General features: G+C 71.7%; 17 protein-coding genes. 7 read left to right on the forward strand and 10 right to left on the reverse strand.

The features are described 5' to 3' along the window. Position 1 precedes the first annotated feature (1 nt). Entirely contained in the window at positions 2 to 1,279 is a 1,278-nt protein-coding gene (locus WBK31_RS24205) for a cytochrome P450 (RefSeq protein ID WP_406673186.1), read from the forward strand. Positions 1,280 to 1,358: 79 nt separating this feature from the next. Here WBK31_RS24205 and WBK31_RS24210 read toward each other — a convergent pair whose 3' ends face one another. After that, positions 1,359 to 2,375, reverse strand: coding sequence for a LacI family DNA-binding transcriptional regulator (locus WBK31_RS24210; protein WP_406673187.1), 1,017 nt, complete (start codon positions 2,373 to 2,375; stop codon positions 1,359 to 1,361). Between the two features lie 226 nt (positions 2,376 to 2,601). Between WBK31_RS24210 and WBK31_RS24215 the strand changes: the two genes are divergently transcribed. After that, entirely contained in the window at positions 2,602 to 3,204 is a 603-nt protein-coding gene (locus tag WBK31_RS24215; protein ID WP_364056032.1) for a hypothetical protein, read from the forward strand. 96 nt (positions 3,205 to 3,300) lie between these two features. Beyond that, complete coding sequence (locus WBK31_RS24220) at positions 3,301 to 6,573, forward strand: beta-1,3-glucanase family protein (RefSeq protein ID WP_406673188.1); 3,273 nt, start codon at positions 3,301 to 3,303, stop codon at positions 6,571 to 6,573. Here WBK31_RS24220 and WBK31_RS24225 read toward each other — a convergent pair. From WBK31_RS24225 to WBK31_RS24255, 7 genes are all read right to left on the reverse strand, one after another. Beyond that, on the reverse strand, positions 6,567 to 7,265 hold the full coding sequence (locus WBK31_RS24225; RefSeq protein ID WP_378787406.1) for a DUF624 domain-containing protein: 699 nt from the start codon (positions 7,263 to 7,265) through the stop codon (positions 6,567 to 6,569). The genes WBK31_RS24220 and WBK31_RS24225 overlap by 7 nt on opposite strands. Positions 7,266 to 7,416: 151 nt before the next feature. After that, positions 7,417 to 9,066, reverse strand: a complete 1,650-nt coding sequence (locus tag WBK31_RS24230; protein ID WP_378787404.1) for an extracellular solute-binding protein — start codon at positions 9,064 to 9,066, stop codon at positions 7,417 to 7,419. Between the two features lie 47 nt (positions 9,067 to 9,113). Next, positions 9,114 to 9,992 (reverse strand): carbohydrate ABC transporter permease, encoded by an 879-nt coding sequence (locus WBK31_RS24235; RefSeq protein WP_364056047.1) that lies wholly within the window; start codon positions 9,990 to 9,992, stop codon positions 9,114 to 9,116. Further along, positions 9,989 to 10,975: an ABC transporter permease subunit gene (locus WBK31_RS24240; protein ID WP_364056050.1), complete on the reverse strand. Its 987-nt coding sequence runs from the start codon at positions 10,973 to 10,975 to the stop codon at positions 9,989 to 9,991. Before WBK31_RS24240 ends, WBK31_RS24235 begins: the two co-directional genes overlap by 4 nt. After that, positions 10,962 to 13,337 carry a glycoside hydrolase family 3 N-terminal domain-containing protein gene (locus WBK31_RS24245; protein WP_406673189.1) on the reverse strand — a complete coding sequence of 792 codons (2,376 nt, stop codon included), beginning with the start codon at positions 13,335 to 13,337 and terminating at the stop codon, positions 10,962 to 10,964. Before WBK31_RS24245 ends, WBK31_RS24240 begins: the two co-directional genes overlap by 14 nt. Before the next feature lie 404 nt (positions 13,338 to 13,741). Further along, on the reverse strand, positions 13,742 to 14,158 hold the full coding sequence (locus WBK31_RS24250) for a hypothetical protein (protein ID WP_378787399.1): 417 nt from the start codon (positions 14,156 to 14,158) through the stop codon (positions 13,742 to 13,744). Positions 14,159 to 14,211: 53 nt separating this feature from the next. Then, positions 14,212 to 17,112, reverse strand: coding sequence for a BTAD domain-containing putative transcriptional regulator (locus WBK31_RS24255; RefSeq protein ID WP_406673190.1), 2,901 nt, complete (start codon positions 17,110 to 17,112; stop codon positions 14,212 to 14,214). A 328-nt stretch (positions 17,113 to 17,440) separates the two neighbouring features. Here WBK31_RS24255 and WBK31_RS24260 point away from each other — a divergent pair, with 328 nt between their 5' ends. Beyond that, positions 17,441 to 18,331: an alpha/beta hydrolase gene (locus tag WBK31_RS24260; protein WP_364056059.1), complete on the forward strand. Its 891-nt coding sequence runs from the start codon at positions 17,441 to 17,443 to the stop codon at positions 18,329 to 18,331. A 6-nt stretch (positions 18,332 to 18,337) separates the two neighbouring features. Here WBK31_RS24260 and WBK31_RS24265 read toward each other — a convergent pair whose 3' ends face one another. Continuing rightward, positions 18,338 to 19,666, reverse strand: coding sequence for an MFS transporter (locus WBK31_RS24265; RefSeq protein WP_364056062.1), 1,329 nt, complete (start codon positions 19,664 to 19,666; stop codon positions 18,338 to 18,340). A gap of 185 nt (positions 19,667 to 19,851) precedes the next feature. Here WBK31_RS24265 and WBK31_RS24270 point away from each other — a divergent pair, with 185 nt between their 5' ends. Then, on the forward strand, positions 19,852 to 20,409 hold the full coding sequence (locus tag WBK31_RS24270) for a hypothetical protein (RefSeq protein WP_364056065.1): 558 nt from the start codon (positions 19,852 to 19,854) through the stop codon (positions 20,407 to 20,409). A 63-nt stretch (positions 20,410 to 20,472) separates the two neighbouring features. Here the strand turns inward: WBK31_RS24270 and WBK31_RS24275 are convergent, their stop codons facing one another. Beyond that, positions 20,473 to 21,165, reverse strand: a complete 693-nt coding sequence (locus WBK31_RS24275; RefSeq protein WP_364056068.1) for an IclR family transcriptional regulator — start codon at positions 21,163 to 21,165, stop codon at positions 20,473 to 20,475. 99 nt (positions 21,166 to 21,264) lie between these two features. On the opposite strand from WBK31_RS24275, the gene WBK31_RS24280 reads away from it, so the two are divergent. Then, the gene (locus WBK31_RS24280; RefSeq protein ID WP_364056071.1) at positions 21,265 to 22,431 is read left to right on the forward strand and encodes an aminotransferase class V-fold PLP-dependent enzyme; all 1,167 of its coding nucleotides are present in this window, start codon (positions 21,265 to 21,267) and stop codon (positions 22,429 to 22,431) included. Between the two features lie 101 nt (positions 22,432 to 22,532). Beyond that, entirely contained in the window at positions 22,533 to 25,310 is a 2,778-nt protein-coding gene (locus tag WBK31_RS24285; protein WP_406673191.1) for an FAD-binding and (Fe-S)-binding domain-containing protein, read from the forward strand. Positions 25,311 to 25,327: the final 17 nt, after the last annotated feature.

Raw genomic sequence — 25,327 nt, forward strand, 5'->3', positions numbered from 1 at the left:
CATGAGCGTGGATGAGCGGTTCACCACGGGTTTCCAGGAGGCGCCAGACGCGCCGCCCGGCACGCGCAGCGAGATCGTCACCGGGCCCGTCACGGACTGGGCGACCGATTTCTCCCACTTAGAGCCGGAGTGGGCCGCCGACCCGTATCCGATCCTGGACGACCTGCGCGAGCGCTGCCCGATCGCGCACACCGAGCGGTTCGGCGGCGGCTGGCTGCCGACCCGCTACGAGGACGTGGCCGCCGTCGCCTACGACACCGAGCGGTTCTCCTCGCGCTCGATCATCATGGGCAACTTCCGCCCGCCGCGCGAGACCGCGCCGGTGGGCAGCTCGCCGCCGATCTCCTCCGACCCGCCGTTCCACCACCACGCGCGCAAGCTGCTGCTGCCCGCGTTCACCAGGTCGGCGGTGGCCAAGCGGGAAGCGGCGACCAGGGCGTACTGTCACACGCTGGTGGACGCCCTGGAGGGCAGAGCGGTCGTGGACGCCGCCCGCGACTACGCCCAGCACATCCCGGTCCGGGTGATCGCCGACATGCTGGGCTTCCCGCCCGAGGACGGCCCCCGGTTCCGGGAGTTCATCGAGAACGTGCTGGAAGGCGTCAACAAGCCGCCGGAGGAGCGTACGGCGGCGATGGACGAGCTGTTCGACTACCTGCTCGACCAGATCCGCGACCACGTCGACCACCCGCGCGACGACCTGACCAGCTATCTCATCGACGCCGAGCTCTTCGGGCAGAAGCTGGAGGCGTTGCACGTCGCGGGCACGATGGCGCTGCTGCTCATCGCCGGGATCGACACGACGTGGAGCGCGATCGGGGCCTCGCTGTGGCATCTGGCCAAGACGCCGGCCGACCGGGAGCGGCTGGTGGCCGAGCCGGAGCTGCTGCCGACGGCGATGGAGGAGTTCCTGCGAGCGTACGCGCCGGTCACCATGGCCCGCCTGGTCAAGGAGGACATGACCTGGCGCGGCGTGGAGATGAAGGCCGACGACTGGGTGCTGCTGTCGTTCCCCTCCGCCAACCGGGATCCGCGGCAGTTCGAGCGGGCCGGTGAGGTGGTGATCGACCGCGAGGTGAACCGGCACGTCGCGTTCGGGCTGGGCATCCACCGGTGCGTCGGCTCGCATCTCGCGCGCATGGAGCTGCGGGTCGCGCTGGAGGTCTGGCTGGAGCGGATCCCCGTGTTCGAGCTGGCCGACCCGGCGGCGGTGACGTGGGCGACCGGTCAGGTACGCGGCCCGCGCACGCTCCCGGTCCGCCTGCCCGCCGCGACCTGACCGGCCCGACCGCCGCAACCTGACCGGCCCGACCGCCGCAGTCTGACCGGCCCGACCGGCCTGACCGCCGCGGCCTGAGCTAGGGCGCCCGCCGGGCCGCGGTGGTCGAGGTGCGGGCCATCAGGTCGGGCTGGAAGATGACCTGACGGTGCTCGTGCTCGCCCGGCCGGTTGGCCTCCTCCAGCAGCAGCATGGCGGCGGTGCGGCCGATCTGCTCGCGCGGCTGGCGTACGGACGACAGCGGCACGGCCGCCGCCGCGGCGAAGTCGATGTCGTCGTAGCCGATGATCGCCAGGTCGTCGGGGACCTTCAGCCCGCGCAGCGTCATCTCCTGCAGCACGCCGATCGCGACCAGGTCGTTGGCGCAGAACACCGCGGTGGGCCGGTCGGCGGGCGGCAGCGCGGCGATCTCCTCGCCGACCATGCGCCCGGTGGCCACCGTGAGGTCGGGCAGCGCGATCTCGGTGAGCGTGTCGCCGGGGCCGAGCGCGGCGGCCAGCCCGTCGCGCCGCTCACGCACCTGCCGCACGGTGGAGGGGCCGCCGGCGAAGGCGATGTGGCGGTGGCCGGCCTCGCGTAAGTGCATGCCGGCCAGCCGCCCGCCGAGCACGTCGTCAACGGCGACGGAGCAGCCGTTGCTGTGCCGGGCCGAGCTGTCGAAGCGGACCACGGGGATGCCGCGCGCGACGAGCCGGCTGAACCGCTCCTCCTCGCCGCTGTCGTTGACCGGCGTGATCAGTACGCCCAGGGGCCGCTGCTCCTCGAACGTGTCGAGCAGGCTCGCCTCGCGGTCGGCGTCCTTGTTGCTGTTGAACACCATGACCGTGAGGTCGGCCTGCTGGGCGGCGCTCTCGACGCCGCGCAGCACGTCGATGAAGAACGGGTTGCCCAGGTCGAGCGCCACCACGCCGATGGTGCGGCTGCGGCCGGCGCGGAGCTGGCGGGCCGAGCCGTTGCGGACGTAGCCGAGCCGCTCGATGGCGTCCTGCACCCGCCGCCGGGTGTCGGGCGCGACCAGCTCGGGGCGGTTGAGCACGTTGCTCACGGTGCCTACGGAGACCCCGGCGAGCCGGGCGACCTCTTTGATGCTCGACATCGTCCCTCGTGTCCCGTGAGCGGCGCGACCTGAACGGCATGTCTCGGGCCGGTGCGGATCGTTCCAGGTCGCGAGGCCCGTTGTCGGTGCGATCATAGCGCAGCGCTCCCAAGCGGCCCCTGGACGGCCGTCCGCGCTTGACCACGATCCACATCCGTGTCTAGATCGGAAAACCCGTCCGTCCCGCACCCCCGGAGGACACCTCCATGGCACGAAGGCGTGAGCCGTGCTGAGCGAGCGGCCCGGTCCTGCCGGTGAGCGGCGGCGCCGGGTGCTGGGAGTCTCGACGGTGCTGCTGGGCGTGGTCCATCTGGCGGTGGCCGGCTTCCTGATCACGCTCCCCGGCAGCTCGCCGACGCTCGACCCGCTGACGTTCCCGCAGGAGAAGGACGGGCGCACGCGCGGTCCCGTGGCCGCGCTCAGCCCGCGCCCGAACGCCACCCCGTACACCGCCGCCACCCGCAGCCCGGCGAGCGAGCCCACCGGCGGACCGGCCAGTGGCCCGGCCACGCCGGCTCCCACCCCGCCGGAAGCGACCGCCTCCCGGGAACGGACCACTGCCCCGGCGAACCCGGAAGCGGCCGTCTCCCCCACACCCGGCGGCTCCGGACGGCCCGAGCCGGAGGCCACGCGCGACGGCGAGTCCGTGCCGCCGCGCGCGGCCCGCCGTTCGCCGCGCGAGGTGTCGGTGCACGACCCCGGCACGCCGCCGCTGGTCGCCGGCCGCCACGCGACGCGGACGCCGGCACCGTGGCGGACGCGCAAGCCGTCGGGGCTGGTCGAGGGGCGTCCAGCGGAGATCGGGTACGGGTTCGGCCCGCGGTCTTGACAGTGCGTCCTAACAAAAAAGAAACTTAACCGAAATCGCGAGAGAGCGCTCTCTCGACTGTCGCTCTCTCCAGGCGCACCCCCGAGGAGTCGAACGATGATCACCAGAAGGGCGCTGCTGGCCGGCATGGCGGCCGCCCCCGTCCTCACGCTCGCCAAGCCCGCCGCACCCGTCCTCGCGCTCGCCAAGCCCGCCGCACCCGTTCAGGCGGCCACGACGCTGCCCATGACCGTCGTCAACCACACCAACCGCTACGCCAACAACCAGATCTGGCTGTACGTCGTCGGCACCGACCAGCAGACCGGCCAGCAGGTCTTCGCCCGCGCCGACGGCACCAAGGTGCCGGTGTCGCTCTCGCACAACGGCCCCGACGGCTTCGCCGACCTGTCGATCCCGCTGGCCGCCGACGGCGACACCCGCATCACGCTGCCGTGGATGTCCGGCCGGGTGTACGTCTCCATCGGCCAGAAGATCAGGTTCAGGGTCGTGATCGACGGCAACGGCCGCCCCGCGCTGCAGCACCCGGCGGGCTGGGTCAGCTCGGACCCCAGCTACAACGTGCTGCACGACTTCATGGAGTTCACCTTCAACGAAGGTGGCATGTTCTGCAACACGACCATGGTCGACATGTTCTCCATCCCGATGGAGCTCAAGCTCGACGGCAGCCGCAGCCAGATCTCCGGCACGCTGGTGCCGAACGGCCGCGACCAGATCTTCGCGGGCGTCAGGGCGGAGCCGGCGTTCCGCGACCTCGTCATCGGCGACCTGCGCGTCATCGCGCCGGGCCACGGCATCGACGCCGGGCTGTTCTCACCCACGTACCTCGACCCGTACATCAACGACGTGTGGAACTCCTACACCGGCCGCGACCTGCGGGTGACCGCCAACGGCGTCACCTACACCGGGCGGGTGTCGGGCGGTCAGCTCGTCTTCGACAAGGGCATCCGCGCGTTCGCCAGGCCGAGCACCCGCGACGTGTTCTACTGCAACGGCGCGCTGCACTCCGACGGCGTCTCGGGACCGGTCGCGGCGATTCTCGGGGCCGCGTTCAACCGCACGACGCTGCTCAGTCACCCCGACCAGCCGGTCACCGACCACTCGCTGAACTACCGGACCTCGCTGACCAACCACTACGCCCGCGTGCTGCACGCCAACACCCGCGACGGCAAGGCGTACGGCTACCCCTACGACGACGTGGCCGACGGCTCCACCTACATCGAGGACCACGCGCCCACCGCGATCAGGTTGCGGCTGACGCCGTTCGACGCCGCCCCCTGGCAGGCCGGCGGGGCGACGATAGATTCGCTCCTTGGAGTCCGAGCTAAGGAGCCCCCCGTGACCGTTCCCCATGTCGATGACGTCCATCCGGCCTGGCTGCCACCCGAGGCGTTCCGCGCGATCGGCGCGCGCCGCGTGCTCGTGCTCGCCGACGGTTCGCCGCTGTCCGGCACCGTGCGGGCCGAGGTGGCGGACGCCTGCGCGCGCCACGGCGGTGCCGTGGCCGCGCCCGGCGAGCCGTACGACCTCGTGCTCGCGCTGGCCTCCGGCGGCTCGCTGCCGCCGGAGGCCGCCGCGCTGAAGGGGCCTGAGCTCGGTCCTGAGGGCTTCCTGCTGGCCCGCACCGGCGGGGTGACCGCGGTGCTCGCGGACGCGCCGGCCGGTCTGCTGTACGGGTTCTTCGCGGTGGTCAGGCTCGGCGAGGCCGCGTTCGAGGGCGAGCGGCCCGCCGAGACGCACCGGCCCGCGCTGGAGCGGCGCATGCTCGATCATTGGGACAACATCGACGTGCATCCCGTGATGGGCCAGGTGGAGCGCGGCTACTCGGGCGGGTCGATCTTCTGGCGGGACGGCGTCCTGCACGAGGACCTGACCAGGGTGCGCGCCTACGCGCGGCTGCTCGCGGCCACCGGCGTCAACGCGGTCGCGGTGAACAACGTCAACGTGCACGCCACCGAGGCCCGCCTGCTGACCGACCGGCTGGACGAGGTGGCGGCGCTGGCCGCCGAGTTCCGCCCGTACGGCATCCGCGTGCACCTGTCGGTGAACTTCGCCTCCCCCATCGCGCTCGGCGGCCTGGAGACGGCCGACCCGGCGGACGAACGGGTGCGCGCGTGGTGGGCGCGCACGACCGAGCGGGTGTACGCGGCGATCCCCGACTTCGGCGGCTACGTGGTCAAGGCCGACTCCGAGGGCCAGCCGGGGCCGTTCGCGTACGGGCGCGACCACGCCGACGGCGCGAACATGCTGGCCGACGCCCTGGCCCCGCACGGCGGGGTGGTGCACTGGCGGGCGTTCGTCTACAACCACCGCCAGGACTGGCGCGACCGCTCGACCGACCGGGCGCGGGCCGCCTACGACCACTTCGCCCCGCTCGACGGCCGGTTCAGGGACAACGCGATCGTCCAGGTCAAGTACGGCCCGATCGACTTCCAGACGCGCGAGCCGGTCTCACCGGTGATCGCCGCCATGCCGGATACGCGGCTCGCGGTCGAGCTGCAGGTGACGCAGGAGTACACCGGCCAGCAGCGGCACGTGTGCTACCTGGCGCCGATGTGGAGCGAGGTGCTCGGGTTCCGCTTCTGGGGCGAGGGCGAGCCGGCGGTGGCCGAGGTGATCAAGAGCGGCGGCCTCGTCGCGGTGTCGAACGTCGGCGACGACCGCTACTGGACGGGCCACCCGCTGGCCCAGGCCAACCTGTACGCCTTCGGCCGCCTGGCCTGGGACCCCGGGCTCGATCCGGTCGCGATCCTCGACGAGTGGATCGGCCTGACCTTCGTCCCCGGCGACGACGAGGGCGGCGAGCGGCTGCGGGCCACGCTGCACGGCATGATGGACGGCTCGTGGCGCACCTACGAGCGCTACACCGCGCCGCTCGGCGTCGGCTTCATGGTCAGGCCGGGCCACCACTACGGCCCCGACGTGGACGGCTACGAGTACACGCCGTGGGGCACCTACCACTTCGCCGACCGCGACGGCGTCGGCGTCGACCGCACCAGGGCCACCGGCACCGGCTACACCGGCCAGTACCCGAAGCCGTGGTCGGAGGTGTACGAGTCGCTCGCCGAGTGCCCTGACAAGCTGCTGCTGTTCTTCCACCACGTGCCGTACGGCCACGTGCTGCACAGCGGCGTCACGGTCATCCAGCACATCTACGACACCCACTTCGCCGGTGCGGAGGAGGCCGCCGAGATCAGGGCGCTGTGGGCGAAGCTGGAGGGCGACGGCCTGGTGGACCCGGCGCTGCATGCCCGCGTACGCGAGCTGCTGGACGAGCAGGTGCGCTCGGCGGAGGAGTGGCGCGACCAGATCAACAGCTACTTTTACCGCAAGTCGGGCGTGCCCGACGCGCGGGGCAGAACGATCTACTGAGCGTCAGGGCGGGTGAAGCGCTGCCGGACCTCGGTGATCATGGCGCGGCTGTTCCACAGCAGCGTCCCGGCGAACACCGAGGCCAGCAGCGCAAGCGCCGCCTCGGTCGCCACGAACACGACGCCGCCGGACACGATCAGCAGGCACGCGTTGGCCAGGGTGGCGGCGGGGAAGCGGCCGAGCCCGTACGCCGCGAGCTTGGCGACGTCGGCCGCCCTGAACGCGAACAACGAGGCGATGACGAGCGCGTTGAGCACCCACAGCGTGCCGCCCGCGGCGAGCACGATCAGCAAAGCGCCCCACCAGCCGGGCACGCCCGCGGCGGCGAAGTTGGTCAGATTGATGCCGACCAGGGCCAGCATCAGCAGGTAGGGCGCCCAGACCTTCAGCGCGGCGCCGAAGTTGAGCTTGTAGCCACGCCAGAACGCGGCGGCCGGGCTGAGCTCGGCCAGGTCGCGGCTGCGGTGGCGCAGGGCGTAGAGCGCGGCCGACAGCGCGGGGCCGGCCGGCAGCAGGCAGGCGGCCATCAGCGGCAGGTTGGTGGCGTCGCGGTCGAGCAGCACCATCGCCACCAGTCCGGGGATCGCGGTGAGCAGGACGAGCAGCTCGACGATCAGCAGCGTGTAGATCAGCGCCGAGCCGCGCGACAGCGGGCCGGAGCCGAACTTCTGCGAGGTCGTCAGGTCGCTCATCGCGTGTGCTCCTCCAGGATGGGCGGGTCCGCCGCCGTCCCGGAGGATACCGGGCCGTCCGGGGACATAAGCCGGCGGGCGGTCGTGCGGTGTGGACAGGCAGGAGGCCGGGCCGTCCCGGTGGAGAGAGGACGGCCCGGCCGGGAGAAGGTCAGCTGCCGTGCTCCTTCTTGAAACGCTCGTAGGCGCCGTTGACCACATTGATGTACTGCGTGGCGCCCTTGCCCTCGACCTCCTTGACGTAGGCGTCCCACTCGGACAGGTCGCGCTGGCCGAGGATGAACTTGAGGGTGTTCTGGGTGACGTGGTCCTTCAGCGGCGTCTCCCACAGGGCGACCTGCTCGCGCTCCTCCTCGGTGAGCGGCGCGGGCGGCTCGACCGGCCAGGACTTCCTGGCGTTCATCACGTTCTGGAACTCGATCTCCTCATCCGAGAACGTGGACTGCAGCAGCGAGGTGGGGCCGCCGTAGGCGAACACGCCGTTGCCGAAGCCGAAGTCCTTCTGCAGGTGCTTGGAGCCCTTGGGGTTGAGACCGACGTAGTCGACGTCCTTGGCGAGCTTGATCTTGCCGTCGGAGTCCTTGGTGTAGGTGGTGCCCTCGACGCCCCACTTGGCGAAGAGCTGGCCCTCGTCGGAGTACCAGAGCCAGTCGATGAACTGCATCATCGCGACGAAGTTCTTGTGCTCCAGGGCCTTCTTGGAGATCATGATGCCGTTCTCCAGCCGGCTGGCGAACTTGTACTCGCCGATCGGGCCGATGGGCACCGGGATCTTGACGATCTTCGCGTCGGGGATGTTCTCGGTCAGCGGGCCGCGGTAGTCGTTGATCAGCGTCTGCGCGTTGGTGCTGATGACGAACGACTTGCCCGAGACGAACTTCTCCTTGGCGGCGTCGTCCTGCTGGGTGAAGCCCTCGGGGTCGAGCAGCTTCTCCTTGACCAGCTTGTTCAGGTACTCGATCGTCTGCTTGTAGCCCGGCATGGTGCCGGTGTAGACGAACTTGCCCTGCGCGGAGTCGAACGTCGCGTGCTGGTACTCCCAGCCGCCCTTGCTGCCGTGCGCCTGCGCGATCAGCTTGATGATGTTGCCGCCCGGCGTCGGAACACCCCAGCGGTCCGTCATCGGGTACTTGTCGGGGTACTCCTCCTTCATCTTCTTGAGCATGTTGTAGAAGTCGTCGAGCGTCTTCGGCACCTCGAGACCGAGCTTGTCGAGGATGTCGGTGCGCACCGCGAAGGAGTAGTCGGCCCAGGCCGCCTCGTGCAGGCCGGGCAGCAGGTAGATGCGGCCGTCGGACTGCATGATCGAGTTCAGCTCGGGCTGGAGCTGCCACTTGGCGACCTTGTCCTTGAAGTTCGGCATCAGGTCGAAGTAGTCGCTGACCGGCAGGATGGCACCGGAGGCGACGAACGGCTCCTCCTGCGGGTGGTACGTCTTCGGGATGATCAGCGGGGCGTCACCCGCGCCGATGATCAGGCTGCGCTTCTTCTCGTAGTCGCTGAGCGGCACCGTCACCGGCTTGATGGTGACGTTCGTGCGCTTCGTCAGCTCGTCCCAGAACAACCAGTCGGCCTTGTACGGGTAGAACGGGTGGTTGTTGTAGAGCATGTCGAACGTCAGCGGCTCGGTGGCCTTGAACTGCTGGCCGACGGCGAAGTTCGCCATCGAGCCCGCCTTGTTGGCCGACGACGTCGCCGCGCCCTTCGCCGGGGTCTCGCTGTCACTGCCGCAGGCCGTCAGGGCGAGGGAGGCGAAGGCACCGAGACCGATGATCGCCTGACGTCGCGAGATGTCGCGCATGGGGGGAATCCTTTCCCGTGATTCTGCTGGGTTGAAAGGCGTGGACGTCAGCCCTTGACCGCGCCGAGCATGACGCCGGAGACGAAGTAGCGCTGGACGAACGGGTACACCAGGAGGATGGGCAGGACGGTGAGCACGATCGTCACCGCCTGGATGTTGGCCGCCGCCTGGGTCACCTCGGCCGCCGCGGCCCCGAAGGAGTCCGCTCCGGTCGCGCCGGCGATGAGGTTGCGCAGGTAGACGGTCACCGGGAACAGGTCGGCCTCGTTCATGTAGAGGAACGCGGGGAACCAGGAGTTCCAGAACGAGACCGCGTAGAACAGGATCATCGTGGCGAGCACCGCCTTCGACAGCGGCAGCACGATCTTCCACAGGATGCCGTACGTGTTCAGGCCGTCGATGGCGGCGGCCTCCTCCAGGTCACGCGGCAGGTTCTCGAAGAACGCCTTCATGACGAGGAGGTTGAACACGCTGATCGCGTTCGGCAGCACGATGGCCCAGATCGTGTTCTTCATGCCGAGGCTGCTGATCAGCACGTAGTTGGGGATCAGGCCGCCGGAGAAGAACATCGTGAAGACCGCGATGCCGATGAGGAACGTACGGCCCTTGAGGTGTTTCTTGGACAGCACGTACGCGTAGCTCGTGGTCAGCACGATCGCGATGAACGTCGCGACGACCGTGTAGACCACCGTGTTGCGGTAGTTCGTCCAGAACATCGGGTCCGCTGCCACGATCTTGTACGTGGTCAGGTTGAACCCCTTCGGCAGGAGGTTCACCTCGCCCGCGCTGATCGCGCTCTGGCTGCTGAACGAGCGCGCCAGGATGTTGACGAACGGATAGAGCGTCACGATCACGACGACGGTGAGGATCAGCGCGTTGAACCACTGGAAGACGCGGTAGCCCCGGGTCATGTCGTGCGTATTCACCACAGGCTCGTCCCAACTGTGCGGCGGGAGATCAGGTTGGCCGAGAGGATCAGCACCAGGCCGATGATCGCCTCGAACAGGCCGATCGCCGCCGCGTAGCTGAAGTTGCTGGCCTCAAGGCCCATCCGGTACAGGTACGTCGAGATGACGTCGGCCGTCGGATAGGTCAGCGGGTTGTAGAGCAGGAAGACCTTCTCGAAGCCCACTGCCATGAACGTGCCGGTGTTGAGGATCAGCAGCGTGACCGCCGTCGGCCGGATGCCGGGCAGCGTCACGTGCCAGATCTGCCGCCACCGGCCCGCGCCGTCGATCCTCGCGGCCTCGTAGAGCTGGTCGTCGATGGTGGTCAGCGCGGCGAGGTAGAGGATCGTGCCCCAGCCGACCGTCTGCCAGACCTCGGAGCTGACGTAGATCGTCCGGAACCAGTCCGGGTCCTGCATGAACGAGATCTTCTGGCTGCCGATGAAGTCGAGGAACGAGTTGATCGGCCCGTCCAGCGAGGTGATCTGCATGACCATGCCGGCCACGATCACCATCGACAGGAAGTGCGGCAGGTACGTCACCGACTGCAGGAACCGCTTCAGGGTGCGCCGCCTGACCTCGTTGAGCAGCAGCGCCAGCACGATCGGCAGCGGGAAGCAGAAGATCAGCGTCAGCGCGCCCAGGACGAGGGTGTTGGTGAAGACGTTCCAGAACGTGGGGTCGTTCAGGAACAGCTTCACGTAGCGCAGGCCCACCCACTCTTCGCCGAAGATGCTGCCGCCCGGCTCGAACTTGCGGAACGCGATGACGTTGCCGATCATCGGCGCGTACCGGAAGATCAGGAAGAACAGCAGCGGCAGGATCGCCAGCGTGTAGAGCTGCCAGTCGCGGCGGAACGCCCGCCGCCACGAGCCGCTCTTCTCCCGCCGCCGGCGTCCAGGTGCCGGCTTCGCGGGGGGACGCTGAGTCTTCGCCGGGCTCAGCGTGTCAGATGTGCTCATGCTCGGCCCTCCGGGGGTTGCGATCGATCTGCGCCGGCGCCTGGAGCCGGCGGCGGTGGCCGACTTCACGTACGTCGCCGGTCAGCCGCAGCGGCAGGGTCGCCACGGCCTCGGCGCACGAGCGGCCGAGCCGCAGCTCGACCTCGCCCGGCTCGACGATGCGGCGGCCGTCGGTCCCGGTGAAGGACGTGAGGTCGGCCGGCACGGTGAAGGTGACCCGCGCGCTCTCCCCCGCCTCCAGCGGGACGCGGGCGAATCCGATGAGGCGGACGACGGGCCTGGTCGTCTGCGCCACCGGGTCGTGCAGGTAGAGCTGCACCACCTCGGCGCCGGCCCGCTCGCCGGTGTTGCGCACGGTGACCTCGACCTCGACCTCGCCGTCCACCGGCCAGCCGGTGACGTCGCCGCGCACCCGCGCGCCGCTCCACTCGTAGGCGGTGTAGCCCAGGCCGTGGCCGAACGGGTAGGCGGGCGTCGGGTCCACCGACGACACCTGGGAGCGGCGGCCGAGCGGCGGCGAGAGGTAGGTGGAGGGCAGCCCGCCCGCGTCGCGCGGCACGCTCACCGGCAGGCGGCCGGTCGGATTCACCGCGCCGGTCAGCACCTCGGCGAGCGCCTGGCCGCCACGCTGGCCCGGGAAGAAGCCGAACAGCACGGCCTTGGCGGCGTCGGTCTCGGGGCCCAGCGCGTACGGGCGGCCGGCGAGCAGCACCAGCACCACCGGCGTGCCGGTCGCCAGGACCGCCTCGACCAGTTCCGCCTGCACGCCGGGCAGCCGCAGGTCGGTGGCGTCGCAGCCCTCGCCGGACGTGCCGCGCCCGAACAGCCCGGCCCGGTCGCCGACCGCGAGCACGCACACGTCGCTGCTCTTCGCCAGCTCCACCGCCTCGGCGATGCCGGAGGTGTCGGTGCCGCTGATGTCGCAGCCCTGGACGTACTCCAGGCCGGGCACCCGCTCGGCGAGCGCCTCGCGCAGCGACGGGATCTCCACGCCGAGCCCGTGCTCGGGGTGCGGGCCGACGTGGGCGGGGAAGGCGTAGCAGCCGAGCATCGCCATCGGGTCGTCGGCCACCGGGCCGACCAGCGCCACCCGGCCGCCCGCCGCGAGCGGCAGCACGCCGTCGTCGTTGCGCAGCAGCACGATCGCCTCGCGCGCCAGCCGCAGCGCCAGCTCCTGGCTCTCCTCGTCGTCCAGCCGCACCTCTTCTGCGGGGCCGGGCAGCGGCCGCCAGCCGGCATCCAGCAGGCCGAGCTCCGCCTTCTGGATCAGCACGCGGCGCAGCGCCCTGTCGATCAGCGCCTCGTCCACCGCGCCCGCCTTGACCGCCTCGACCAGCGGGGCGCCGTACGCGTCCACGGTCGGCAGCTCCACGTCGATGCCGGCGCGCAGCGCGAGGCCCGCCGCCTGCCCGCCGTCGGCGGCCACGCCGTGCAGCCGCTCGAGGAACCGTACGGAGAAGTAGTCGGCGACGACCGTGCCCTCGAATCCCCACTCGTCGCGCAGCAGGCCGGTGAGCAGGCTCTCGTCGGCGGCCACCGGGACGCCGTCGATCTCGGCGTAGGAGTTCATCACCGAGCGGGCCCCGCCGAGCCGCAGCGCCATCTCGAACGGCGGCAGGATCACGTCCGCCAGCTCCCTGCGGCCCATGTGCACCGGCGCGAGGTTCCTGCCGCCGCGCGAGGCGGAGTAGCCGGCGAAGTGCTTGAGCGTGGCCACCAGACCGGAGCCTTCGAGGCCGCGCACGTACGCGGCGCCGACCGTGCCCACCAGGTACGGGTCCTCGCCGATGGTCTCCTCGGTGCGGCCCCAGCGGTAGTCCCTGGTCACGTCGAGCACCGGGGCGAGGCCCTGGTGGACGCCCGCCGCGCGCATCGAACGGCCGATCCGTCCCGCCATCTCCTCGACCAGCTCGGGGTCGAACGAGGCGCCCCAGCTCAGCGGTGCCGGGTAGACGGTCGCCTTCCAGGCCGCGAACCCCGTCAGGCACTCCTCGTGCACCTGCGCGGGGATGCCGAACCTGCTGGCACGCACGATCTCCTCCTGCGAGGCCGCCAGCGAGCGCGCGCCCGCCACCGGGTCCACGGGAGCCGTGCCGAACGGCCGCGTGAGCTGCCCGAGGCCCTGCCGGATCGCGTCCTGCCAGTCGGGCCCTTCGCCCATGTCGGTCTGGTGCGGGGCGACGCCGCCACCCGACGCGTCGGCGCCGACCCAGACCCCGACGAGCTGGGCGACCTTCTCCTCCAGCGTCATCAGGGGGATGAGGGCCTCCGCCCGCTGGGCGGGGGTCGATCCCGCGTCCCGCCACTGCTCGCTCTCGCCGGACGCCGCCGAGCGCGTGTCATTTGGTTCGTGGCCCCTCATGCCATCCCTTCGCCCTTATGCCAGCGCCGGCCCGCGGCGAGAGCGGGGGGTGTAACGCGGGGATGACGCCGAAAGTTTCAAGCAGTTCCGTTTAATATTGCGGCAACATAAGGGGCTCATTGAATCGTGTCAAGACCGCCGCCAACCTGCTGTGTTGCAGGTCCTGCCGGTTGTGGCCTCCTGCGTGCTCTGGGGCCCATGACGGGTTCCGCCGATGTTAAGTTGCCCGAAACTTTCGGAAATACGGAGTGGATTGGAAGGCTGCCTGACACCGTTGGGAGGCGGCGGTGCGGCCGTCGTTCTGACAGTCCGTTTTGACATGAAGGTTACAGCTATGCCCTCCTCTCGTCAGCGCCCCGTTGCTTTCCTGTCACCGCCCGTTTCCATTCACGGGCTCGCGGCCGTCAACGCCCGATTCGCTGTTCGGCGCTGGTCGCTGCGGTGGCCCAGTGCGGGGCGCCGGCGCGGCCGGCGACGGCCGCCGCCTGGCGGAAGTGCTCGCGGGCGCGCTCCGGCATGCCCAGGGCGGAGGCCAGGTGGCCGAGGTGAAAAGCCACCGGGCCCAGGGTGACCAGGCCGCTTCCCGCTCCGGCCAGCTCGTCGTGGGCGGGCAGCAGGCGGTCGTACAGGCCGGGCAGGTGGTCGTGCACGCCGGTCGCGAGCGCGGCCGTGGCGTGGAGGCAGGTCCGCAGCTCGTACAGCAGGTCGCGCGGCGACTCGGGGACGGCCCGCACGGCCTCCCGCGCCTCGTCGAAGCGGCCTGCGGCGAGCAGGGTGAACGGCCGCACCCACGCCTCGTACGGACCTGGCTCCGCGTGCACGGCGCCCCCTGGCGCGGCTTCCCCGGCGGGGGTGGCCGGGACTTGACTGGCCTTTACAGGCCGGGCGGCGAGGGGCCGGCATCGGCGATGTCCAGACAGAGCAGAGCCAGGGGCAGCAGGCCCTGCTCGACGCCGGGCATGCTCGAACCTTCGAGCCGGGCGGCCGCCGCGCGGTAGGCGGCACGGACCTCGTCGGAGTCGCCGGACGTGATGGCCAGGCGGAGCGCTGCGTACCAGCCGGTGAAGACGCCGACGAGCGGCAGGTCGTGCTGCTCGGCCAGCCGGTCTGCGGCGGCGGCGTGCCGGTCTGCGGCGGCGAGGTCACCGAGCCCCGCCCTGGCCTGGAGCAGGATGAGGTGCGCCAGCACCGTGAACGTCACCATCCCCTCGCCCGCGCCCGCTGGCTCTGGCGTCCCGCTTCGCTCCCTGGCCGCCGCTGCGGTCGGGGCGCGTTCGGCCAGCCTCAGCAGTTCCTCGCCGATGGCGGCGCGTTCGCCGGCCAGGCTGGCGCGGTGGAAGGTCTGGAGGGCGCGGCCGTTGAGCGCGTACGCCAGCAGCGTGCGGTCCCCCAGCCGCCTGGCGATGCGCTCCGCCTCCCGTGCCGCCTGGTCGCCGCGCCGCCCGGGGTCGGCGCGGCGTTCCATGGCGATGGTGATGAGCAGCCGGGCCCGCTCCTCCGCGTACGTCTCGTCGCCGGGGAGGGCGGCGAGCGTGCGTTCCGCGGCGGCGACGAGGCGGGCCGACAGGGCGGGGTCGTCGTTGGCCGTCCAGTTGGCGGGCACGTCGAAGGAGCCGATGACGGCGGCGGTCAGCAGCGGGTCGCCGAGCGCTTCTGCCGCGTCCACCGCCTCGGCCCGCAGGCGGCGCGACTCCCCCAGCCGCCCGATCACCGCCAGCGCCCGCCCCAGCCCCATGACCGCCGCCAGCCGCTCCTCCTGCGACGGGCCCTGCTCACCGCGCTCGGCGGCGCGGCCGAGGGCTTCCAGGGCGGCGCGCCAGAGGCGGGCGGCCTCGTGCGGGGCGAAGCGCCGCTCGGCACGTTCGGCCGCCGCACGGGCGTAGCGGGCGGTACGGAGGTCGCCGGCCCGCCCCTCGGATCGCAGGCAGTGGTGGGCGATCGCCTCCACGTCGCCGGGACGCAGGCGTTCGACGATGTCGGCGACGGCGGCGTGCCGGCGGGCGCGGCGGGCACGGGCCACGTCGGCGTACAGGGTCTCGTGGACCAGCGCGTGCGCGAAGCGCAGCCGGTGGGCGTCCTGCTCGACGAGGAACCCCGCGAGCAGGGCGGACTCGACCGAGTCCAGGACGGCCTCCTCGTCGCCGGCCAGTGCGATGAGCACGTCGAGATCGATCTCCTGGCCGATGACGGCGGCCTGGCGCAGGTGGGTGCGCGCCGCTTCGGGCAGCCCGGCCAGCCGCTGCCTGATCACGTCGCGCACCCCGGCGGGGACGGTGTGCAAGGCGGCGTCCCCGCAGCTCTCCCACAGGCGGGTCAGCTCGCGTACGAAGAACGGGTTGCCGCCGCTGCGCGCGTGGATCGTACGGACGTGGGCGCCGGGTGGCTCGCGGGTGGCGAGGGCGCGGACCAGCGCTCCGGTCTCCGGTTCGGACAGCCCGCCCAAGTAGACGCGCACCGGTTCCGCCCGCGCCGCCCGGCCCAGGGCCTCGGTGAGGGGGACGGTGAGGTCGGTGGAGCGGTACGTGCCGACGACCAGCACCGGCGCGCACCCGAGCCCGGTGGCGAGCGTGGTGAGCAGGGCGAGCGTCTCCTCGTCGGCTTCGTGCAGGTCGTCGAAGGCCAGCAGCAGCGGTGCCCTGCGGGCGGCGGCCGCCACCTCGGCGCTCGCCTCCCGGACCCTCGGGGTGTGACGCCTTGTGCTCTCTTGTGCCTCGGCGTCGGCGGGACGCCAGGGCCAGGGCCAGGTGGTGGCGTGCGCTTCCTGACCGGCCGCCCACGCCGTGTGCCAGCCTGTGGCTTCGAGCCGGCGGGCCAGCGTACGTACGAGAGCGGTCTTGCCCGCACCTGCCGCGCCCGACACGAGCGCGAGCCGTGCCCGGCCGGACGCCACGACATCCGCCGCCGCGCGCTCCAGCTCGCCCAGCTCCGCCTCCCGCCCCACGAACGGGTGCTCCCCCACCGCCGCCCCTGCCTGCAGCCGATCGGGCCCGCTGAGCTCGACCGGTGAGGCCGGGTGCCGGGGGACGGTCAGGTGGGGGGCTTGGGAGAGGATGTCCGCTTCGAGCGTGCGGAGGGCCGCGCCCGGGTCCACGCCCAGCTCGGCCAGCAGCGTTTCCCTGGCACGGCGCAGGGTCGCGAGCGCGTCGCCCTGGCGTCCCGTCGCGTACAGGGCGTGCGCCAGGAGCCGCCAGCCGTCCTCGCGCAGCGGATGGGCGGCGACGTGCGCCTCCAGGTCGGCGACGCACTCGGCGGCCGGCCCCGCGATCAGACCGGCTTCGGCGCGGCGTTCCACGGCGAGCAGGCGGAGCTCGTCCAGGCGGGCGGCCTCGCCACGTGCCCAGTCCTGGTCGGCGAACTCCGCGTACGCGGGCCCGCGCCACAGCCCCAAAGCCGCGCCGAGCAGCGCGTACGCCTCGGCGGCCGGGACACGGGCGGCCTCGGCCAGCGCGGACTCGAAGCGCCAGGCGTCCACCGCGTCCGGCTCGGCGCGCAGCGCGTAGCCCGGCGGCGAGGTGACGAGGAGGCGGGAAGGGGTACGCGGCGGGCGGTCGGGTTCGAGCGCCTTCCTGAGCGCCCCGACGAACGTCTGCACGGCCCCGACCGCGCCCTCCCCCGGCTCCTCCCACAGGTCGTTCACCAGCCACGACACCGGCACGACCCGCCCTCTGGCGACCAGCAGCCTGGCCAGGACGGCCCGGTGGCGCGGCCCCTTGAGCGGGATCGGGCCGCGCTCGCAGGTGGCCGTCAACGGGCCGAGCACACCGAAAGTCACCATGGCGCCACCCAACCTACGCGCCACCGCCACCTGCCCCCGCCCGTCCTCCCGGCGAGCACCCCGGCAGACCGGTTCTCGTGCCGCCCGCCTTCGGCGAGTCCCGGTCGGCGCCGGCCGGGTGCGTCCTGCCGCAGGGCGGTGTGGACGGAGCCGAGCAGACGGGGGGCTTCGGCGCGGACGCTGCCCGGTTCGTCCTGGTGGCCCGGTTCGTCCTTGTAGATCGCGAGCCGCTGCCCAGGAGCACTGATCGGCTGCTGATCGGGCGCTGATCGAGGGGCGGCAGGGTGCGGACGTTCCGATACATCGTTTCAGAAGGAGGCGATTCCGCATGACGCCCCAGATTCCCGGGTTCGACACGCGCCGCGTCGCCGTGGCCGAGCGCGTGAGCCTGAACGTGGCCGTGGGCGGCGACGGCAGTCCGGTCGTGCTGCTGCACGGCTTCCCGCAGACGCACCTGATGTGGCGGCACGTGGCCGCAGATCTCGCCGCCGACCACACCGTCATCTGCCCCGACCTGCGCGGCTACGGCGGCAGCGACAAGCCGGGCGACGTGGACGGCCGCACCTACGCCAAGCGCACGATGGCCGCCGACATCGTCGCGCTGGCCGGGGCGCTCGGCTTCGAGCGGTTCGCGCTCGCAGGTCACGACCGGGGCGCGCTGGTCGCGTTCAGGGCGGGCCTCGACCACCCGGACCGCGTCACCCACCTGGCGGCGCTCGACGTGCTGCCGACGCTGGACTCCTGGGAGGTGATGCGGGGCCGCGCGGCCGCCGTCGGCTTCCACCTGTTCCTGATGGCCCAGCCGGAGGGCCTGCCCGAGACGATGATCGGGGCGGCTGCGGACGCGTTCTTCGGCCACTTCCTCGACCTGTGGGCGTCCGATGCCGAGGCGATCCCGCACGACGTGCGCGCCGCCTATCTGAAGGCGTCGCGTGAGGCGGTGCCGTCGATCGTGGCCGACTACCGCGCCACCGCCACGGTGGACGTCGAGGACGACGAGGCCGACCTGCGGGCGGGCCGCCGGCTGCGGATGCCGGTCACGGTGCTGCAGCAGGACTGGGGCGCGGCGCTGGGGTTCGACGCGGCGGCGCGGTGGCGGGCGTGGGCGGACGACCTGGATCACCGTACGGTCTCCTGCGGCCACTTCATGGCCGAGGAGGCGCCGGAGGAGGTGGTCAAGGCGATCCGTGACCTGCTCGCCCGGCGCCCCGCGGCCTGACCGGGGCTAGGCCGTGGCCTGCTGCTCGTCGTACTCGATCGCGTAGTCGTGCTGCGAGCGGTCCTTGAGCAGCCACGCCGCCACCACGCTGATCGCGGCGCAGATCGCCATGTAGACGGCGATCGCGAAGGAGCTCTCGTACGTCGCGTACAACCAGACCGCGATCAGCGGCGCGGGCCCGCCCGCGGTCACCGAGGCGAGCTGGTAGCCGAGCGACGCGCCGCTGTAGCGCAGCCGCCCGGTGAAGCTCTCCGCGATGAACGTGGCCTGCGGGCCGTACTGGATGTCGTGGATGGGCGCGGCCAGCACGATGGCGAGGAAGACCAGCGCGGGCACCCGGGTGTCGAGCAGCGGCCAGTAGATGAACGACCACACGACCATGAGCGCGGCGCCGACGATGTAGAGGCGGCGGCGTCCGACCAGGTCGGAGATGTAGCCCCAGAACGGCACCGTGACCAGGGAGACGAGGCCGGCGACGATCACGTACGTGTAGACGTCGTTCGCCGCGAAGCCCAGCGTCTTGGTGGCGTAGGTGAGGATGAAGACGGTGAAGATGTAGAACGGCGCCTGCTGGCCGGTGCGCAGCAGCGCGCTGAGCACGATCTCCCGCCAGTTCTTGACCAGCGCCTCCTTGACGGGCACCCGCTCGACCCGGTTCTCCTTGACGACCTTGGCGAAGACGGGCGTCTCCAGGATGCCGAGCCTGATGTACAGGCCGACGCCGGCCAGCACGAGGCTGAGCAGGAACGGGATGCGCCACCCCCAGTACGGGTGCAGCGGCTGGAAGATCTGCAGCGCCACGTAGCCGAGCACGAGCCCGACCGGCACGCCGAACTGCGGCCAGCTGCCGAGGAAGCCGCGCTTGCCGCCGCGCGTCTTGCCCCACTCGGTGGCCAGCAGGACAGAGCCGCCCCACTCGCCGCCGACGCTGATGCCCTGGAGCAGGCGCAGCGCGGTGAGCAGGACGCCGCCCCAGATGCCGATCTGCTGGTAGGTGGGCACCAGGCCGACGAGCGCGGTGGCCAGGCCCATGGTGACGAGGGTGGTGATGAGGGCGGCCTTGCGGCCGATGCGGTCGCCGTAATGGCCGAAGATGGCGGCGCCGATCGGCCGTGCGGCGAACCCGCCGAAGTAGGTGCCGAGTGCGAGGAGAAGCCCTGTGGTGGGGTCGCTGGTGGGGAAGAACAGCTCCGCGAACAGGGTGCTGGCGGCGAAGCCGTAGAGGAAGAAGTCGTACCACTCGATCGAGGTCCCGACGGCTGAGGCGATCACCGCCCGGACCAGTTGCCGTCTTCTCTGCTGCCCTGATGCGTCGAGTTCTTGCTGCTCAACCATCTTGCCGCTCCTGGGGGAGGTCTCGCGATACCCGCGACGGTACATGAACGTTGATCTGCGGTCACGAGCCGAAATCGGCGGGGGTTCCGGGTTTCGCCGTACGGGCCGGGGTTCGCGTACGGGCGAGGTGAGTGCGGGTTCGCGGCGGGTAGCGGGAGGGCCACGCCGGAAGGAGGGCAGCGCAGATGCGTCGTTTGGTCATCGCCGCCGTGGCCGTGGGCCTGGCGGTCACGGGCTGCGCGAAGGTGGAGAAGGACTGGGCGAACCAGGCTCCGCAGAACGACGGTGCCAACGCCAACATCGGGCAGGACCTTAAGCTGCGCAACGCCTTCCTGCTGGGCAGCGCCGACCCGGCCTCGCCGGCGCCCGAGCAGGCACTGTACGTGGTGCTGGTCAACAGCTCCGACCGGCCTGCCACGCTGGAGAACGTCACGGTCGAAGGCGGCGGCACGGTGCGGCTCGCCGGGCCCGTCGCGATCCCGCCCGACTATGCGATCGGCACCGGCAACCAGCCGATCGGGATGGTGTCGGGCGCGCGCGGCACCTCGGTGCCGATGACGTTCACGTTCCAGGACCGCACGTCCGTACGCGTGATAGTGCCGGTCATGGCGCGGACCGGCCAGTACGCGAACCTGCCGCCCTCCCCCAACGCGCCGCCGACGGCATCGCCGCCCGCCACCGCGCCGCCGACGGCTCCGACGACCGACGACTCGATCTCCGGCAGCCCGTCACCGACGGGGTGACGCACCAGCGCCGGTGAAGCGGCGGTTCAGCGCCTCTCCGTCCCGCCCGTGCCGGGTGACGGCTCAGCGCCTGGACAGCGCGGCGGCCGCTTCCGTGACGAGTGCGCCGTACTCGGCGCGCAGCCTCTCCGTCATGCGGCCGGCCGGGGTGGAGACGCTGAGGCTGGCGACGGGCCCGGAGAGGCCGAGCACGGCGGCGGCGACGGCCGCGATGTCGGAGCGCCACTCGCCCCGGTTGTCGGCGTAGCCGCGGGCGCGCACCTGCTCCAGCTCGGCCCGCAGCGCGGCTGGGTCGGTGATGGTGTTCTCGGTGTACGCGGGCAGCTCGCCGAGCGGGCGGTCGAGGTGGGCGAGCACGGCCTTGCCGTTGGCGGAGGCGTGCAGCGGCAGCCTGATGCCGAGCGGCAGCACGATGCGCACCGGCTTGTCGGTCTCCAGGCGTTCGATGAGCACGACCGCGTCGCCCTCAGGCACCATCAGGTGGATCGTCTCACCGGTGCGCTGGCGCAGCTCCTCCATGACGGGCATGGCCGCATCGCGCAGGCTCAGCTCGGTGGTGCGGGCGAGGCGTAAGACCTTGCTCGTCACCTGCCAGCGCGTGACCTCGCCCCCGGCGGGCCTGATCCACCCGGCCTCGTGCAGCGTCTTCAGCGACCGCTGCACGGTGCTCTTGGGCAGCCCCAGCTCGCGGGCCAGCTCGCCCACGCCGATCGGCTGGCGGGCGGCGACCGCTTCGAGCGCTCGGAGGGCGTTCACCACGCTTCTCATCATTGACTCCTCTGCGGTGTGATTTTACGGTGAATGCGCCGTCATGCGGCACGCCGTGCCGTCACACGGCACGGAGGTGATCCATCAGTGGGCCGGCACTTCCTGCAGATCCCAGGGCCGACCAACGTTCCCGACCGGGTGCTGCGCGCGATCGCGCAGCCGACCATCGACCATCGCGGACCCGAGTTCGCCCGGCTCACGGGCGAGGTGCTGGAACGGCTGAAGGGCGTGTTCATGACCTCGGGGCCGGTCGTCTGCTACCCCTCGTCGGGCACCGGCGCGTGGGAGGCGGCGCTGGTCAACACGCTGTCGCCGGGTGACAAGGTGGTGGCGTTCGAGACCGGGCACTTCTCCACGCTGTGGTGCGAGCTGGCCGCCAGGCTCGGCCTCGTGGTGGACGTCGTGCCCGGCGACTGGCGGCACGCCGCCGACCCGGCCGCGCTCGCCGATCGGCTCACCCCCGACGTGGCCGCCGTGATGGTGGTGCACAACGAGACCTCGACCGGCGTGCGCAGTCCCGTACCCGACATCCGCGAGGCCCTCGACCGGGCCGGGCATCCGGCGCTGCTGCTGGTGGACACGATCTCGTCACTCGGCTCGATGGAGTACCGCCACGACGACTGGGGCGTGGACGTCACCGTCGGCTGCTCCCAGAAGGGGCTGATGCTGCCGCCCGGCATGGGATTCAACGCCGTCAGCGAGAAGGCGCTGGCCCACCGGGGGCGGCTGCCGCGCTCGTACTGGGACTGGGATCCGATCATCGAGGCCAACCGGCGCGGCTTCTTCCCGTACACGCCGCCCACCAACCTCATGTACGGCCTGCGCGAGGCGCTGATCATGCTGGAGGAGGAGGGCCTGGAGGCGGTCTTCGCCCGGCACGACCGGCACGCGGAGGCGACCAGGCGGGCCGTGCGCGGGTGGGGACTTGAGGTCCTGTGCGCCGACGAGCGCGCGTACTCCAGCTCGCTCACCGCCGTGGTGCTGCCGGACGGCCACGACGCCGACGCGGTCAGACGCCTGATCCTTGAGCGGTACGACATGTCGCTCGGCACCGGGCTCGGCCGGCTGGCGGGCCGCGTGTTCCGGATCGGGCATCTCGGCCATTTCAACGACCTGATGCTCGCGGGCACGCTGAGCGGGGTCGAGATGGGGCTGGCGGCGGCCGGGGTGCCGATCAAGGAGGGCGGGGCGCGGGCGGCGCTCGCCTACCTGGAGGGCTCGGAGGGCTCAGCGGGCTTGGAGGTCGCCGAGTGAGCCTGGCACGGACGATTCCGGGGGGCGCCGCATGAGCCTGGCACGGACGATTCGGGGAGGCGCCGCATGAGCCTGGCACGGACGATTCCGGGAGGCGCCGCGTGAGCCTGGCACGCACGCTGGCCCCGCTGCTGGCCGGCGACGTCAGGGACGACCCGTACACCAGGCACCTCTACTCCTCCGACGCCAGCATGTACGCCATCGAGCCGCTGGCCGTCGCCTTCCCCAGGCACGCCGACGACGTGCAGGCGCTGGTGGCGGCCTGCGGCGAGCTGGGCGTGCCGGTGCTGCCGCGCGGCGCGGGCACCAGCCTGGCCGGGCAGACGGTGGGCGCCGCCGTGATCGTCGACTTCTCCCGGCACATGAACCGCATCCTGGAGATCGACGGCGACACCGCGCGGGTGCAGCCCGGCGTCGTACAGGACCAGCTCAACCGGGCCGCGCGCAAGCACGGCCTGATGTTCGGCCCCGACACCTCCACCAGCAACAGGGCCACGATCGGCGGCATGATCGGCAACAACTCGGCCGGCAGCCACTCCGTCCTGTACGGCTCCACCATCGACCACGTCCAGGCGCTGAAGGTGGTGCTGGCCGACGCGAGCACGCCCGACCTCGCCACCGACGCCCGGCTCAAGGCCGCGGTCGGCGAGGTGCTCGATGGGCTCGATCTGTCAGGCTTCCCGCGTTTCTGGCGGCACTCCGGCGGCTACCGGCTGGACGCGGCCGCGGCGGGCGGCGACGTGGACCTGACCAAGCTGATCGTCGGCTCGGAGGGCACGCTGGCCGTGGTCACCGAGGCCACGGTCGGTCTGGTGCCGCTGCCGCGCGCCAAGGCCATCGCGGTGGGCCACTTCACCTCGACCCCGGCGGCCGTCGCGGCCACCGCCGACGCGCTGTCGCTCGGCGCGGCCTCGGTGGAGCTGCTGGACAAGGCCATACTCGACCTGTCCAGGCGGCGGGTCGACTACGCGGCGCTCGCCTCCATCGTGGAGGGCGATCCCGAGGCGCTGCTGTTCGTGGAGTTCTTCGGCGACAGCCCCGCCGAGGTGGCCGAACGCGTGGACGAGCTGGCCGCCGCGTGGCGGGCGGGCGGGCACGGCTACCACACGCTCAAGGCGTACACGAAGGGCGAGCAGGAGGCCGTGCTGAAGGTCCGCAAAGCCGGGCTCGGCCTGCTCATGGCCTCTAGCGTCGGCAGCCGCAGGCCGCTCGCGTTCGTCGAGGACACCGCGGTGCCGCCGGAGCGGCTGCTGCCGTACGTGGAGGAGTTCGCCCGCGTGCTCGACCGGCACGGCCTGCGCGCCGGCTTCTACGGCCACTGCTCGGTCGGCTGCCTGCACATCCGGCCGTTCGTCGACCTGCGAGAGCCCGGCGAGATCGCCACGATGCGGGCGGTCGCCGAGGAGGTCGCCGACCTGGCCGCCCGCTACGGCGGCGTCAACTCCAGCGAGCACGGCGACGGGCTGGCCCGCTCGGAGTTCAACCGGCGGCTGTTCGGCGAGCGCATCTACGAGGCGATGCGGCAGGTCAAGCGGATCTTCGACCCCGACGGGCGGCTCAACCCCGGCAAGATCGTGGACGCGCCGCCGATGACCGAGCATCTGCGCGATCCGGCCATGCCCGAGCCGCGCCCGCTGGCCACCACGCTGGCCTTCGGCGGCGGCATGCACGCAGCCGCCGACCGGTGCATGAACGTCGGCGTGTGCCGCAAGGACGACACCGGCGTCATGTGCCCGTCGTACATGGCGACCCGCGAGGAGGAGCACTCCACCAGGGGACGGGCCAACGCGCTGGTCAAGGCGCTGTCGTCGCCCGACCCGCGGCGGGCGCTGGGCGATGAGCGGCTGCACGGCATCCTCGACCTGTGCCTGGAGTGCAAGGCGTGCCAGTCGGAGTGCCCGCTCGGCGTGGACATGGCGGCCTTGAAGAGCGAGTTCCTGCACCAGTACCAGAGTCAGCACGGCGTGCCGCTGCGCTCCCGCGCGTTCGGTGCGATCAGGACGCTCAACCGGCTCGGCTCGGCCACGGCGCCGGTGTCCAATTGGCTGGCCGGCGCCGTACGCGGCCCGCTCGGGCTGGCCAGACGCCGCCCGCTGCCCCGCTTCCACCGCGACAACCTGCTGCGCTGGTTCGCCCGCCGCCCCGCGCCACCGGACGGCGGCGAGGAGGTGATCCTGCTCGCCGACTCCTTCACCACCTTCAGCGAGCCCTCCGCCGGCCGCGCCGCCGTGGAGCTGCTCGAACGGGCCGGCTACCGGGTGCGGCTGGAGTCCCAGGGCTGCTGCGGCCGTTCCAGCATCTCCAAGGGGCTGCTCGATCAGGCACGTTCGATGGCCTCCGACATGGTCGGCCGCCTCTCCGGCTCCGACGCGCCGATCGTCGGCCTGGAGCCGTCGTGCCTGCTGACGCTCAAGGACGAGTACGCCGCTCTGCTGCCAGGAGACCCCCGGGTGGCGCAGGTCGCGGCGCGGGCCAGGCTCGTACCCGACCTGCTGACGCAAGCCATCGACGACGGCCGGCTGGTGCTCGGCGACGCGCTGCGCGGGCGCGAGATCCTCCTGCACGGCCACTGCCACGAGAAGGCCGTCACCGGCACGGCGGCCACCCGCGCGCTGCTGTCCAGGATCCCAGGAGCGGAGGTGACCGAGATCGACGCCGGCTGCTGCGGCATGGCCGGATCGTTCGGCTTCGAGGCCGAACACTATGACCTGTCCATGAAGATCGGCGGTCTCCGGCTCTTCCCGGCGATCGCCGCATCCCCACCTGACACCCTGCTCGCGGCCACGGGGGTCTCGTGCCGCCAGCAGATCGCACACGGCGCGGGACGCATGGCGCGCCACCCGGTCGAGCTCGTCCACCAGGCGGCCGGCCTGACCTGACTCTCGGGGGAGATCGG

Source organism: Nonomuraea sp. N2-4H (assembly GCF_045291505.1).
Taxonomy (GTDB): Bacteria; Actinomycetota; Actinomycetes; order Streptosporangiales; family Streptosporangiaceae; genus Nonomuraea; species Nonomuraea fastidiosa.